This window comes from Halomonas sp. IOP_6 (genome assembly GCF_021151565.1).
In the GTDB taxonomy this organism is placed as follows: Bacteria; Pseudomonadota; Gammaproteobacteria; order Pseudomonadales; family Halomonadaceae; genus Vreelandella; species Vreelandella alkaliphila.
The window spans coordinates 99111-113319 of sequence record NZ_JAIRBO010000002.1 but is presented as its reverse complement, the minus strand read 5'-3'; the positions used below and the strand labels follow the sequence as shown (position 1 = coordinate 113319).

14 protein-coding genes are annotated in these 14209 nt (G+C 54.1%); 8 read left to right on the top strand and 6 right to left on the bottom strand.

Features of this window, described 5'->3' with window-relative positions; all coding sequences use genetic code 11:
• The first annotated feature begins 66 nt into the window (after positions 1–66).
• The 4 genes from K7H08_RS04125 (at position 67) to gabT (ending at position 5029) form a co-directional block, all read left to right on the top strand.
• Entirely contained in the window at positions 67–1245 is a 1179-nt protein-coding gene (locus tag K7H08_RS04125) for an acyl-CoA dehydrogenase (RefSeq protein WP_038481600.1), read from the top strand.
• Positions 1246–1267: 22 nt separating this feature from the next.
• Entirely contained in the window at positions 1268–2482 is a 1215-nt protein-coding gene (locus K7H08_RS04120) for a CaiB/BaiF CoA transferase family protein (protein ID WP_038481597.1), read from the top strand.
• Positions 2483–2723: 241 nt separating this feature from the next.
• Complete coding sequence (locus K7H08_RS04115) at positions 2724–3527, top strand: EAL domain-containing protein (protein ID WP_198348598.1); 804 nt, start codon at positions 2724–2726, stop codon at positions 3525–3527.
• Between the two features lie 227 nt (positions 3528–3754).
• Positions 3755–5029 carry a 4-aminobutyrate--2-oxoglutarate transaminase gene (gabT, locus tag K7H08_RS04110; protein WP_120385708.1) on the top strand — a complete coding sequence of 425 codons (1275 nt, stop codon included), beginning with the start codon at positions 3755–3757 and terminating at the stop codon, positions 5027–5029.
• 182 nt (positions 5030–5211) lie between these two features.
• On the opposite strand, the gene K7H08_RS04105 is transcribed toward gabT, so the two are convergent.
• The 5 genes from K7H08_RS04105 to K7H08_RS04085 form a co-directional block, all read right to left on the bottom strand.
• A complete protein-coding gene (locus K7H08_RS04105; RefSeq protein WP_038481590.1) occupies positions 5212–5460 on the bottom strand; it encodes a YkoF family thiamine/hydroxymethylpyrimidine-binding protein in 249 nt (82 codons plus the stop codon).
• Between the two features lie 18 nt (positions 5461–5478).
• The gene (locus tag K7H08_RS04100) at positions 5479–6300 is read right to left on the bottom strand and encodes an alpha/beta fold hydrolase (RefSeq protein ID WP_038481588.1); all 822 of its coding nucleotides are present in this window, start codon (positions 6298–6300) and stop codon (positions 5479–5481) included.
• A 139-nt stretch (positions 6301–6439) separates the two neighbouring features.
• Positions 6440–7486 carry a DNA polymerase IV gene (gene dinB / locus K7H08_RS04095; RefSeq protein ID WP_198348600.1) on the bottom strand — a complete coding sequence of 349 codons (1047 nt, stop codon included), beginning with the start codon at positions 7484–7486 and terminating at the stop codon, positions 6440–6442.
• Positions 7487–7589: 103 nt separating this feature from the next.
• On the bottom strand, positions 7590–9065 hold the full coding sequence (locus tag K7H08_RS04090) for a protein adenylyltransferase SelO (protein ID WP_231657279.1): 1476 nt from the start codon (positions 9063–9065) through the stop codon (positions 7590–7592).
• 47 nt (positions 9066–9112) lie between these two features.
• Positions 9113–9961: an NAD-dependent protein deacetylase gene (locus K7H08_RS04085; protein ID WP_231657278.1), complete on the bottom strand. Its 849-nt coding sequence runs from the start codon at positions 9959–9961 to the stop codon at positions 9113–9115.
• Between the two features lie 115 nt (positions 9962–10076).
• Here K7H08_RS04085 and K7H08_RS04080 point away from each other — a divergent pair, with 115 nt between their 5' ends.
• The 4 genes from K7H08_RS04080 (at position 10077) to K7H08_RS04065 (ending at position 13220) form a co-directional block, all read left to right on the top strand.
• Positions 10077–11249: a UbiH/UbiF/VisC/COQ6 family ubiquinone biosynthesis hydroxylase gene (locus tag K7H08_RS04080; protein ID WP_231657277.1), complete on the top strand. Its 1173-nt coding sequence runs from the start codon at positions 10077–10079 to the stop codon at positions 11247–11249.
• 77 nt (positions 11250–11326) lie between these two features.
• Positions 11327–12523, top strand: a complete 1197-nt coding sequence (locus K7H08_RS04075) for an E22 family MetX-like putative esterase (protein ID WP_231657276.1) — start codon at positions 11327–11329, stop codon at positions 12521–12523.
• Positions 12524–12717: 194 nt separating this feature from the next.
• Positions 12718–12969 (top strand): type II toxin-antitoxin system Phd/YefM family antitoxin, encoded by a 252-nt coding sequence (locus K7H08_RS04070; protein ID WP_198348603.1) that lies wholly within the window; start codon positions 12718–12720, stop codon positions 12967–12969.
• A complete protein-coding gene (locus K7H08_RS04065) occupies positions 12966–13220 on the top strand; it encodes a Txe/YoeB family addiction module toxin (protein ID WP_231657275.1) in 255 nt (84 codons plus the stop codon). The genes K7H08_RS04070 and K7H08_RS04065 overlap by 4 nt, the downstream gene beginning before the upstream one ends.
• 16 nt (positions 13221–13236) lie before the next feature.
• Here the strand turns inward: K7H08_RS04065 and K7H08_RS04060 are convergent, their stop codons facing one another.
• Complete coding sequence (locus tag K7H08_RS04060) at positions 13237–14199, bottom strand: ribonuclease Z (RefSeq protein WP_231657274.1); 963 nt, start codon at positions 14197–14199, stop codon at positions 13237–13239.
• Positions 14200–14209: the final 10 nt, after the last annotated feature.

The window sequence follows — 14209 nt, the reverse complement described above, 5'->3', positions numbered from 1 at the left end:
GTAGATATTTTAATAAAACGACGATACATTGAATCATATCAAAATGACTATGTAGGAGTTCACGCCATGACCCGTTTCAACTGGGACGACCCGCTGCTGCTCGAACACCAACTCACCGATGAAGAGCGCCAAATTCGTGATGCCGCTCACGACTACTGCCAGGAAAACCTGCAGCCACGTGTGCTGAGTGCTTTTCGTGAAGAGCGCTTCGATCGTGAGATCATGAACGAGATGGGTGAGCTTGGCCTGCTGGGTGCAACTGTCGCCCCTGAATATGGCGGCTCAGGCGTGAACCATGTGGCCTACGGACTCATTGCCCGCGAAGTAGAGCGCGTTGATTCAGGCTACCGCTCAGCCATGAGCGTGCAGTCATCACTGGTGATGTATCCGATTGAAGCCTATGGCTCTGAAGAGCAGAAGCATAAATATTTACCTAAGCTCGCCAGCGGAGAAATGGTCGGCTGTTTTGGTTTAACCGAACCTGACCATGGCTCAGACCCTGGTTCAATGATCACTCGGGCAGAAAAAGTTGACGGTGGCTACCGCTTAACCGGTGCCAAAATGTGGATTACCAACAGCCCGATTGCCGATATTGCGGTGGTTTGGGCAAAGTCCGCCGCCCACGACAATCAAATCAAAGGCTTTATTGTTGAGCGCGGTACCGAAGGCTTCAGCACACCCAAAATTGAAGGCAAGGTGTCGCTTCGCGCTTCCATCACCGGTGAAATCGTACTGGACAATGCCTTTGTCCCTGAAGAAAACCTATTGCCTAACGTTAGCGGTTTAAAAGGTCCCTTCGGTTGCTTGAATAAAGCTCGTTATGGCATTGCCTGGGGCGTTATGGGCACCGCTGAGTTCTGTTGGCATGCCGCACGCCAATACACCTTAGACCGCAAACAGTTTGGCCGCCCACTGGCTGCAAATCAGTTGATCCAGAAGAAACTCGCAGATATGCAAACCGAGATCACCCTGGGCTTACAGGCAGCGCTACAGGTAGGTCGCCTAATGGATAGCGGCAACTGGGCACCGGAAATGGTCTCACTAATCAAACGCAATAACTGCGGTAAAGCGCTGGATATCGCTCGCCAGTCTCGCGACATGCACGGCGGCAACGGTGTTTCCGATGAGTACGGTGTTATTCGCCATATGGTGAACTTGGAATCGGTAAACACCTACGAAGGCACTCACGATGTACACGCCTTAATCTTGGGTCGTGCCCAGACCGGTATTCAGGCATTTTTCTAAATAGCGACAAGTGAGGCACCTAATGAGCACAGCAGCCAAGCCACTAGCAGGCATCAAAGTACTCGATATTTCACGTGTACTGGCTGGCCCGTGGTGCGGGCAAATGCTCGCAGACATGGGGGCTGATGTGATCAAGGTAGAGCGCCCCGTCAGCGGCGATGATACTCGCCACTGGGGCCCTCCATGGCTCTCTGGCAGTTCAGAGTCGGCCTACTACCTATGCGCCAACCGAGGCAAGCGCTCGGTCACCGTCGATATGGCCAAGCCTGAAGGCCAGGCATTGATTAAGCAGCTCGTCGCCACCTCCGATGTATTACTTGAAAACTTCAAAGTGGGCGGTTTGAAAAAGTACGGTCTGGACTATGAGAGCCTGAAGACACTGAATCCTCGGCTTATCTACTGTTCAATCACCGGCTTTGGCCAAGAAAGCCCTTACGCACACCGCGCCGGTTACGACTTCATGATTCAGGCAATGGGCGGCATTATGAGCCTAACCGGCAAGCCTGATCATGAGCCCGGCGGTGGCCCCGTCAAAATCGGCGTTGCCTTTACCGATATTTTCACCGGCCTGTATGCCGCCAATGCCGTGCTGGCAGCGCTTTACCAGCGCCGCGATAGCAACGTTGGATGTCATATTGATATGGCATTGATGGACGTTCAGGTGGGCGTACTGGCGAACCAGGCGCTCAACTACTTAACCTCCGGTCAAGTACCTCAGCGGCTGGGGAATGCACATCCCAATATCGTTCCATACCAAGCGTTTGCCACTGCTGATGGCCATATGATTGTTGCCGTCGGTAATGACGAGCAGTTTAAGCGTTTCTGCCAAGTGATCGACCAGCCAACGTTGCCGCTGGACCCAAGGTTCGCCACCAACGGCGCACGGGTGCAGCACCGCACTGTATTGGCTCCTCTACTGGAAGCCGTATTACTAACGCAGAAAACTGATGGATGGCTGGCTGCCTTTGAAGCCGCCGGTGTGCCTAGTGGACCCATCAACACCTTGGATCGCGTCTTCGACGACCCCCATGTCAAAGCACGTGGCTTGAAGCAAACGCTTCCCCACAGCCAAGCCGGTCACGTCGACTTAGTCGCGAACCCTATCCGTATCAACGGCGAGTCAATCAGCGCCCAGACTCCCCCTCCCTCATTGGGTGAGCACACGCAACAGGTGCTTGATGAGCTTGGCATTACCAGCGAACAGCGCCACGCTCTGCAACAAGCAGGCATTATTTAACGCTCGTTATCCTCCCTCTTTTCATATCTCTACTAACGATTCATCTTAGCGCCCAGTTGGGCGCTTTTTTTGTCGGCTCAGCGCACCCAATAATTTCTATACAAAACCTATACGAAAAATTAACAAGCGACTAAACTGTTTTCGTCTATGATTAGATAGTTAAAAAAAATTTAAATTAACCGGCAATGGCTAACGTAAATCGGCCAGCGGGTAACTTGGCGCACTGCTATAGGGGGATTTCATGGGTCACTGCGCACGGGTAGACGGTAGCTGTAAACGATGCGAGGGGGACCTTCCTTTTGATTTCACGATGGCCTTTCAACCTATTGTGGACGTGTCACTTGCTCGCGTGGTGACACATGAGGCGCTTGTCCGAGGGATTAATGGCGAATCTGCCTGGAGTGTTATTTCTCAGGTGACTGACGACCTACTGTATCGGTTTGATCAAGCTTGTCGTGTTAAAGCGATTGAGATGGCAAGCGCTCTGAATATGCCAACGGCATTATCAATCAATTTTTTACCCAATGCTGTCTACGAACCGGAAGCGTGCATTCAAGCAACGCTTGATATTTCTCGACGCGTTGGATGGCCAATGGAGCGGCTAATTTTTGAAATCACTGAAACCGAACGCGTACGAGACCGCCAGCACCTGCGCAATATCATCGAAGCCTATCGCGAGATGGGCTTTAAAACGGCCATTGATGACTTTGGCAATGGCTATGCCAACCTGGATCTGTTGACTGGTCTAACACCGGATAAGCTCAAAATCGACCGCGAGCTGGTGATGAACTGTGACCATGATATGCGTCGCCAAGCGCTGCTCAGCTCCATCATTTTGCTAGCTAAAGAGTTGAACATGACGCTCATTGCTGAAGGGGTAGAAACACGCAAAGAAGCATTATGGCTAGCGCGGGCGGGCATTGCTCGCCAACAGGGCTTTTTCTACGCCAAGCCAGCTATTAATTCCTTAGGCCCAGATCTAACCTCTCGATTATTAGACTTAAGAGAAGAGGTATATGTAGGCTTAGAAGCATTAAGCTACTGATGCAAACCTATTACCTGCTGCCTATTGCCGATTGTCTTTTAACTACTCTCCATTAACTACTATCTTTTAACCACCGTCTTTTAACTACTGTCTGTCGCCTACTGTCCATTACCCCCGTTTTATCGTCTATATAACGAATTTGAAACAATGACGACCGAACCTGTCACATAAGCAGTGACACTGCACATTTCTCACAGGCAACATCCAACATCCAAAGGAGTTGAGCCATGAGCAACGCCGAGCTAAACGAACTGAAGCAGAAGTATGTCGCGGCGGGCGCCGCTAGCCCCGCCACTGCTTTTGCGGATCGCGCTGAGAATGCTGAGATCTGGGACGCCGACGGCAACCGCTTTATCGACTTCGCGGGCGGTATAGGCGTTTTGAACGTAGGCCACCGTCATCCTAAAGTGGTTGCTGCGGTGAAAGCCCAGTTGGATAAGGTCATGCACACCTGCCAAACAGTGATGCCTTATGAAGGCTATGTAAAAGTTGCTGAAAAACTTAGCCACCTCGTACCGGTTCGCGGCCACGCCAAAGTAATGCTGGCTAACTCCGGTGCAGAAGCGTTGGAAAATGCCGTTAAAATTGCCCGCGCTGCCACCGGCCGCTCTAACGTCATTTGTTTTGACGGCGGTTATCACGGCCGAACGTTCTACACCATGGCCATGAACGGCAAAGTAGCCCCGTATCAAACCGATTTTGGCCCGATGCCTGGCACGGTATTCCGCGCGCCTTATCCGGTGTCCTACCACGGTGTCAGCGAAGACGAAGCCCTTCGTGGTCTGAAAATGACCCTGAAAACCGACGCCAACCCAAAAGACACTGCCGCGATTGTCTTGGAGCCGGTGCTTGGCGAAGGCGGTTTCTATCCTGCATCGAAAAGCTTCCTGGAGAAGATCCGCGAAATTTGCGATGAGCATGGCATGCTGATGATCATCGACGAAGTGCAGTCTGGCTTTGGCCGAACCGGCAAAATGTTCGCCATTGAGCACAGCGGCGTTGAGCCGGACATCATGACCATGGCGAAAAGTATGGCTGACGGTATGCCAATCTCTGCGATTGTTGGCACCGACAAGGTTATGGATGCCTCTGGCCCCAACTCTTTGGGCGGCACCTATACCGGCAGCCCCACCGCCTGCGCCGCAGCACTGGCCGTGTTGGAAGTATTCGAAGAGGAAAACATTCTTGAGAAAAGCCGAACGCTGGGTGAAAAGCTAGCGGCTCGTTTTGGCGAGTGGCAAACCAAGTTCGACTGCATTGATAATGTGCGCAACATGGGCGCTATGGCGGCATTTGAACTGGTCTCGAATAAAACGGATCGCACGCCCAATCCAGAACTTGCCGCAGCGCTGTGTAAGAAAGCCCGTGAGGAAGGGTTGATCCTGCTCTCCTGCGGCATGTACGGCAATACGATTCGCTTCTTGATGCCCGTCACGATTGAAGACAGCGTCCTCAACGAAGGGCTGGATATTATTGAATCCTGCCTGGAATCGCTGGTTTAAGGGGCTCTGATTCAAAAGGCCTATAACAGCTCGTAGCGGGGGTCTTTTGCCATGGCCGGAAAACAGTTCCCGACTTTTCCGGCATTCCCACCATCCTTGGTGGTCAGATGGCAAAAGTAGCGCCCAGGGATGGGGTTACAGCGCCCCCGCCTAGGGCTGTTTCGGCCATGCCAGCTCTCTACTTACCGAGGGCGTCGATCGCCTTCGAGGAAATTAGCTGTAAAAACCGCTTTTCCATGAGTCTCAAACGACCACTTCATCACATCGCTTAAAGCGGCCATCACCGCATCGAATTCCCCGAACACCTGGGTACTCATTCGATTAGGGTGAACTTCTAACCCTGTGGCTTCCAAACGTTTTACCACCTCTTTCACCACTGGCTTAAAATCATCGGCCAGCGGGTAATAGCTTAGCTGTACGGAAAGATACATCCTGCCTCCTTATGCGCTTTATGCGCGCTTACTGGCTCCCTGTGAAAAGCGCTGCCATGCCGCCAATATGGCCGCCCGCGTTTCATCAGGATGCTCCATAGGGAACATGTGAGTACCGGGAACCTCGCTGATAGCTAACCCACGACGCTGAAGCCGCTTGACCCGTGTGGGAGTGAGTAAATGCGACTCCTTCCCTGCCACCAAGTGGATCGGCACACCGACTCGACGTGGCAATCCCGACAGATGATCCGGCAGGTGGCGAAATATCTCCACCTCAATACCTGGGTCAAAGGTTAGCTCAGCGCTACCGTCATCCAGCAAGCGCGTGCCTGCTTCAATGTAGTCGTTCAATGCCTCTGGGGTAAAGCGGCGAAATAACCCACGGCGGCGCAGCGAGTCAGCCATGGCTTCTCGACTAGGCCACACACTGCGCCGCCCCTGAGTTTTACCAGCAGGGGTGATGCGGTCCATAAAACCAAATCGCTTCGCCGCTTTCATCACCCAGGCATCCGGCCCCAGCATCAACGGAGGGTCAAGCATAATGACGCCGCAGAAGCGTTCTGGCTGTTTATCTGCCGCCATGGCCATCAGCGTACCGCCTAACGAGTGACCAACACCCAATAACGGTGTGTCTGTAACCGGCAAGTAGCTCAACAGTTCATCGACTAAATTGCCCCAGTTATGGTTCACCGGATAATCCGGGTGATGACCCAATCGGTCCAACGGATGGAGGTCAAACGACTCCGCCAGCGGCTCCAGCAGCGTGCGATAGCTTAAGCCAGGAAAGCCATTCGCATGGGCAAACACTAAACGAGGGCGTTGGGTGGCATGGGCAGACATGGTTAGCTCGCAGGGTAAGAAGACAGGAAAGCAGCGTGGCAGCAGCACCCACGCTAGCTAGCAAATAAACAAACTATCATACGTCTGTTTTAACGCGCCTTTGTATGAGCGTCAATCGACATAAGTATTAACAGGCTAATTAAAACAGCGAGAGTTGTTGAACCGTGGCTTCTTCTGCCAAACGATAGCCCACGCCTAATAGCCGAACTGGCCTCTCCCCTCGCGCCCAACCAATAGTTAACAGGGATTCGAATTGATCCAGGTTAGGTGCGGGGTCGGCGTGTTCAACCGTGGTTTGGGTAAAGTCGTTAAATTTTACCTTTACCATTAACCCGCGCACGCCGGGCGCTGGGTCTAGTCTGGCATAGCGCTGCTCTAAGTCGTTGAGTAGGTCGGGTAATTGTTGGCGACAGGCTTCCAGAGAGGGTAAGTCTTGGGAGTAGGTTTGCTCGGTGCTGATCGATTTCCGCTCACGATGGGTTTTCACTGGCCGCTCGTCGCGCCCAAAGCTAAGCTCAAACAGTCGATGACCGAAACGGCCAAACTGTTCGACCAGCTCAGTGAGCGGGCGAGCCCGCAAATCCGCACAGGTTTGGATACCCAACCCCGCCAATTTTTCAGCCGTGCGTGGCCCTACGCCGTGAATTTTCTTGACTGGCAGTTGCTGTACAAAGCCATCGATATCGTTCGGCGTGATCACAAACAGACCATCGGGCTTGCGCCAGTCGCTGGCAATTTTGGCAAGAAACTTATTGGGTGCGACACCTGCCGAGACGGTAATGCCTACTTCCTGCTTAACCCGTTGGCGAATCGCTTCGGCCATGCGGGTGGCGCTGCCGTTGCACAGGGAAATATCAGTAACGTCTAAAAAGGCTTCATCTAGCGAGAGCGGTTCAATCAGTTCAGTCACATCGCGATAAATCGCAAATACTTGACGCGCCACCGCTTTGTATTTGGCCATATCACCGCGGATAACGGTCAAATGTGGGCAGCGTTTGAGTGCTTGCGCCATGGGCATGGCCGAGTGGATGCCAAATTCGCGGGCGGGGTAATTACAAGTAGCGACAACCCCGCGCTGCTCAACGCTGCCGCCTATCGCAATCGGCACATCGTTAAGCGCTGGGTTGTCGCGCATTTCAACCGCTGCGTAGAAGCAGTCACAGTCGCAATGAATAATTTTGCGCACAGGTTGCCCTTGCCTCCGCCCTTACCTGTAAATAATCACAGTTTACCACAAGCGCGATGTGAGCTATTACCGCCGTGATGGCTTACTTTTCAGCTTGGGCAAATCAAGTACCGCAAAACGTTCTTAATACCTGCTCGTTTTCCGTTGCGGGAGCTGCAAGGCGGCGTGCTTCTGCGGATTCATCAAAGGGCTGGGTGACCACAGCAAGTAAGCTGTGAAACGGCGCAAAGTCGCCCTCGTAAGCCGCATTGATAACTTCCTGAATTCGGTGGTTACGGGGAATCACAACTGGATTAGCACGCCGCATGGCGGCTAAGCGCTCGCTGTCTTGGCTGGCAACCTGTACTGCTTGCCACTTATCTAACCATGCCGCCAACTCATTGGGTTGGGTCGTCAGCGCCAGCAGTGCTTCCTTATGCGTTTCACTTGAGGTGCTGGCGAAGTGTGTCAGCGCATCAAAGGTAGCGGTCATATCCATCCGCCCCTGGTGCATCTGACTTTCCAGCATCTCCATTAGCGTTACCGCTTGGTCGCTGTCTGCTGCAAGGCCAAGCTTATCCGCATGCAGGCGGCGCTGCTCGGCATCAAACAGTGGCCCAAAGCGGCGGATGATATCGGTGGCCTGCTCGACGACGGTATCGCCCTCTTCGCGCATCAGCGGCAGCAGCGTCTCGGCAAAGCGGGCTAGGTTCCATTGAGCAATGGCGGGCTGGTTATCAAAGGCATAGCGCTTGCCTTGATCAATCGAGCTGTAGACTTTTTGCGGGTCAAACTGCTCCATAAAGGCACAGGGGCCGTAATCAATGGTTTCTCCGGCAATGCTGCAGTTGTCGGTATTCATCACGCCATGAATAAACCCAAGGCTCATCCACCGCGCCACTAGCGCCGCTTGGCGAGCAACCACCGCCTCTAACAAGGCTAAATAAGGATCATCTGCACTAGCGGCTTCGGGATAGTGGCGCTCAATCACATGGTCGGCCAGCGCTTTCAGAGCAGCTTCATCTCTGCGTACCGCAGCAAATTGAAAGGTACCCACACGAATATGACTGCTTGCCACGCGAGTAAATACTGCGCCGGGCTCAGGCAGTTGGCGCACGACTCGCTCGCCGGTAGAAACAGCGGCTAACGCACGGGTGGTGGGTACGCCCATTGCAGCCATAAATTCACTGACCAGATACTCCCGCAGCACCGGCCCCAGCGGCGAACGCCCATCACCACCACGGGAAAATGGCGTGCGCCCGCTGCCCTTGAGCTGAACATCGCGCCGTATGCCGTTCTGGTCGACGACCTCCCCCAGTAACAATGCGCGGCCATCGCCCAACTGCGGTACAAAGTTACCAAACTGATGCCCAGCGTAGCCCAGCGCCCGTGGCTCTGCGCCCGGCGGCAGCTGATTGCCACTAAACCACTGGGCAAGGGTGGCATCATCAGGCTTACTCTTCAGCCCTGTCTTAACTCCCAGCGTTTCTGCCAGGCGCTCATTAAATACAATCAGCGCGGGCCGGCTCACTGGCGTGGGCTGACAGGCCATCCACAGTGGCTCGGGAAGCGTTGCAAACTGGTGTTCAAATGACAGCACGGGCGACTCCGCTGTTGGTGACAATCGTTGCCTAATACCCTAGCACTTTAGTCAAGTAAACGCTGCTGCAAACAGCCGACAGCATGCTCTAACACTGGCGTTAACGGCGCACGCCACTGATGGGTTAATAGCGCATCGGCGCGAGTGACGCCCAGCGACAGCGAGGCCACCGGCAAACCCATGGCGTGGGCATCACGGCAGAAGCGGTAGCCGGAATACACCATCAACGAGGTGCCCACAGCCAACACGGCATCGGCGTTTTGCAGCCCTGCTTGGGCAGCCAAGCGCCGCGCTGGCGGCACCACATCGCCGTAATAAACAACCTGGGGCTTTAAGATGCCTTGGCAGCGCGGGCAATCCAGCACCTTAAACGTCGAAAAATCGGTTTCTAAATCCGCATCGCCGTCGGGCGCATGGTGGGCACCTAGCGCTGCAAAGCGCGGGTTCATCCTGGCCATTTCGCTGTGCATGGCGTGACGCATGAGTTGATAACCGCATGTCATGCACGCCACCATGTCTGCTCGCCCGTGCAAATCAATCACCTTGCTGGAACCTGCCCGCTGATGCAGACGGTCTACGTTCTGTGTCACCAGCAGTTCCACGTAGCCCATGCTTTCAAGCGCCGCTAGTGCACGATGCGCACCGCTCACTTGGGCTTCACGCATAGCTTTGAAACCGATCAGCGCCCGCGCCCAATAACGCTGGCGTACGGCAAGTGAGGCCATAAAATCGCCATGCTGTACCGGTGGCGGTCGCTTCCACTGCCCGTCGGCATCGCGGTAATCAGGAATGCCGCTGTCGGTGCTTACTCCCGCACCAGTAATCACCCACAGTTTAGGGTGGCGCTCAATAAACTCCGCCAGCGCTTCCCCCGCCTGCGCGATGCTATCTATCATTTCCACGGCCTGTGTCAATGGATCACCCTATGCAACACTGCGACAAGTAACCGATACTGTATGACAATAAAGGGTCATGCAATATGCCCTCGTTATTCAACGTAAGGAGTGTCTCATGCAGTGGGATCACGAGATTATCATTGTCGGCGGTGGCATGGTGGGTGCCGCGCTAGCGGCCCGATTAGGACATACCGGCATGTCGGTTGGGCTGGTAGAACGCGGCAGCGCTCCCACCCCGCTCAGCGGCGATTATGACCTGCGCATCTCCTCACTTAATGCCCGTTCGCTGGCGTTTGTAAAAGCGAGCGGCACCGTGCTTCCCGAAGAGCGCTGCTGCCCGTTTCGCCATATTGATGTCGCCAATCAGGATGGCTCCGGCCATTCGCTGTTTTCTGCCCAGGACAGTGGCATGGATGACTTCGGTATTTTTATCGAAAACCGTACCCTGCAATATGCGTTGTGGCAACGCTTAGAGAATCTTCCCAGCGTGACCTGCTACACCCAGTGCGCACCGCTCAGCACCATGGCGGCCAGCACCGGCCGCATGCTGGAGCTAGATAACGGCAAAACCTTAAGTGCCCGTTTGATTGTTGGCGCAGATGGCGCGCATTCGACGCTACGAGAACTTGCTGGCATTACCGTTAGTAGCTACGACTACCATCAGCGGGCGATGATTATTAACGTGGAAACCGAGCTCCCCCAACAGGATATTAGCTGGCAGTGCTTCACCCCCACTGGCCCGATTGCCATGCTTCCCTTACCAGGCCATCGTGCATCGCTGGTGTGGTATGACAGCGACGAAGCCACCAAAGCCCGTGAACAGCTCTCCAACGACGCCCTAAAAACGGCCATTGAAACAGCCTTTCCCAAGCGGCTAGGCAAGCTAACCCGTGTGGTCGCAAAGGCGAGCTTTCCAATTAGACGCCAGCACGCCAAACGCTATATCGGTAAGCGCTTAGCCCTGATTGGCGATGCCGCCCACGTGGTGCATCCGTTGGCAGGCCAAGGGCTGAATATTGGCCTGCACGATGCCGATACCCTGGCAGAGCTGATCATCAAAGGCCGCGACCCAGGTGACTCTATCAGCCTGCACCGCTTCGAATGCCAGCGCCGCTTGGCCAACCAAGCCATGATTGCCGCCACCGACAGCTTCCATCACTTGTTTACCGGTGCAAAACCGCTACGCCAGTTGGGTGATCTCAGCCTGCATCTTGCCGAACGCGTACCGCTCGCCAAACGCATGATGATGCAACAAGCTAACGGGCTGAACCCCTTTAAAGTGCGCTAAAGCCGACTACGCTATGAGGGTGGCAACGCAGCCGTTGCCAACAATAATCATAACAATCCCTCATTTAAGGAAGGCGTATGGTTCTCAAGCAACGACACTCTTTATTGACCGTGGTGACAGTTACTAGCCTCGGATTACTTGCAGCATCACCGCTACTGGCCTGGGATGGCGTCGTCGAAAAACAAACCTTCGAGATGCAAGACTTCACTACCCAAGGCGGCGAAACAATTCCCGAACTTGCGGTGGGTTGGGAAGCCTACGGTGAATTAAACGACGCCCGTGACAATGCCATCTTAATCACCCATTTCTTCTCTGGTACCAGCAACGCAGCAGGCCGTTATGATCCAGATGGCGAGCCAACCGGCTACTGGGATGCCATCATTGGCCCCGGCAAACCACTGGATACCGACGAGTACTACATTATTGCGTCCGATACGCTGGTGAACCTCAACGCCCACGACCCCAATGTCACCACCACTGGCCCCGCCTCTATTAATCCAGCCACCGGCGAACCGTGGGGAATGGACTTTCCTGTAGTGACGATTCGTGACTTTGTCGAGGTACAGCGCGCATTACTAGAGAGCCAAGGCATTGAATCGCTACACGCGGTCATGGGTGCCTCGATGGGGGCGCTTCAAGCGTTTGAATGGGCCAGCGCGTACCCTGACAAAGTGGACAGGTTGATTCCCGTTATCGGTGGCGGCGTTACCGACCCCTGGTTGCTGGCAACGCTTAGCGCTTGGGCGGCGCCAATCCGCTTAGACGCCAACTGGAATGAGGGGGACTACTACGATGGCGAGCCACCCACCGATGGCCTAAAAGAAGCGCTCAAGATCGTCACCCTCAACGCCAATCACTGGCAGTGGGCCAATGAAACCTTCAACCGCGATTGGGCCGATGACGAGCGCGACCCCGCTCAAGATATCAACGCTCGCTACGCCATTGAGCAAACGCTGGATGACGTCGCCGCCGCCCGCGCCGAGCTTTCTGATGCCAACCACCTGCTATATTTGGTTCGCGCCAACCAGCTCTTTATGACTGGCCACGGTGACTCGTTAGAAGAAGGACTGGCCGCCATCGACGCCCCAACGCTGATGCTCTATAGCGAAAACGACCTCGTCTTCGCCCCCGAAGGCGTGCGCCGCACTGCCGAACTGATTGAAGCGGACGGTACCGAGGTGACGCTTGAAACCCTGGAAGGCAACCGCGGCCATTTAGATGGCGTCGTCGCTATCGACCAAGCCAGCGAAACGCTGCGAGCGTTTTTGAAATAACTTTTGAAATAGCTTTTTAGACCGTTTTTGGAAAAACTTGTGGAATAACGAAGTGAGCACTGGCTTCCCTGGAAGCCAGTGCTACTAAGCGGCTTCAATGTCAAACAAGTGGCATCATCAAAACGCAGCCGATTGTCAAAACCAAAAACGTACACTATTCTGTACATGAGCAACATCATGAACAGGAATTACCTATGGATGCCATTAGCTACACCGCGGCTAGAACCAATCTAGCGAAAACAATGCAACAGGTCTGCGAAGATCACGCGCCCATGATCATTACCCGTAACAAGGCGCAGTCTGTGGTCATGATCTCTTTAGAGGATTATGAGGCGTTGCAAGAGACCGCCTATCTGCTGCGCGTCCCCAAGAATGCTCAACGCTTGCTTGAGTCGATTGCCGAGCTAGAGCAAGGTGGCGGCCAAGAGCAGGAGCTTTTGGAATGAAACTCATCTTCGCTGAGCATGCCTGGGAAGATTACTTATACTGGCAGAAAACGGACAAAAAAGTGCTCAGCCGTATCAATAAGCTAATCAAAGAAACCCAACGAGAACCCTTTGGCGGCGTTGGTAAACCAGAGCCTCTTAAACACGGCTTGGCCGGTTACTGGTCTCGACGCATCAACGAAGAGCACCGAATGATTTACAAGGTGACTGACGATGCGTTGCTGATCGCCCAGCTTCGGTATTACTACTGATACACGCGCGGAAAAACTACTCGCCCACCACCTCAGAAAAGTAACCCGTTTTTTCCAAGGTGTATTCGCCAAAATCCCGCGCCAAGAAAAGCGAGCCTGAATAGGCACCCTCAGCCTCTTTGCGGATATCCTCAATGGACGGCGACGCATGGGAACTAAACTGATAACGAGGGCTGAAGTGCGTCAGCACCAAACTAGGTAGCTTTATCGATTCGGCAAAAGCAGCAACAAGTTTGGCGTAGCTATGCCCCACATCGCCGGCCTTCTCGGCCATCTCTTCGGTATAGGTGGCCTCATGTACCAGCACCTGCGCCTCTGCACACGCCTCGCTCAATAAGTCAGGCTGATCATTATCCCCAGCGATCACTACTTTCCTGGGCTTGTTCTTGAAGATTAGGTAGTCATGGCTTTTTAACTGCTCACCTGCAAACTCAATATCAACCCCTTGCTTCAACTGCCCCCACAGCGGCCCTCTTGGAATCCCCTTTTGCGCTAGCTTTTCCATGTCCAGGGCAGCATCAACCTTTCGCTCCGTAAACGCATAGGCATAAGACGCCACCCGATGTGAAAGGCTGAATGTCTCAACTGCGATGTTCTCAAACTCAACGCTTGGCAGGTCGTCTGAGGCGATAAACTCCAAGGCAAAAGGTAAGCATAGTTGCGTCACCTCACAGGTTGCCGCCAACCAAGTTTTGATACCTGCGGGCGCAACAATGGTCAGCGGCGCTTTCCTGCCACCCATAGCCGCACTCGCCAGAATGCCCGGCAGCCCATAGCAGTGGTCGCCGTGCACATGGGTAATCAAGATGGCTTTCAATGAATGGAACGATAGCTTGGTATGCAAGACCTGATGCTGGGTACCTTCACCACAATCAACCAGATACCAGCCCTTCCCTTTGCTTTCACGCAAAGCGATCCCGGTGACATTTCTTGTTTTGGTGGGTACACCGGCGGAGGTACCGAGGAAGAGTAGGTTCATCGCTTATTCT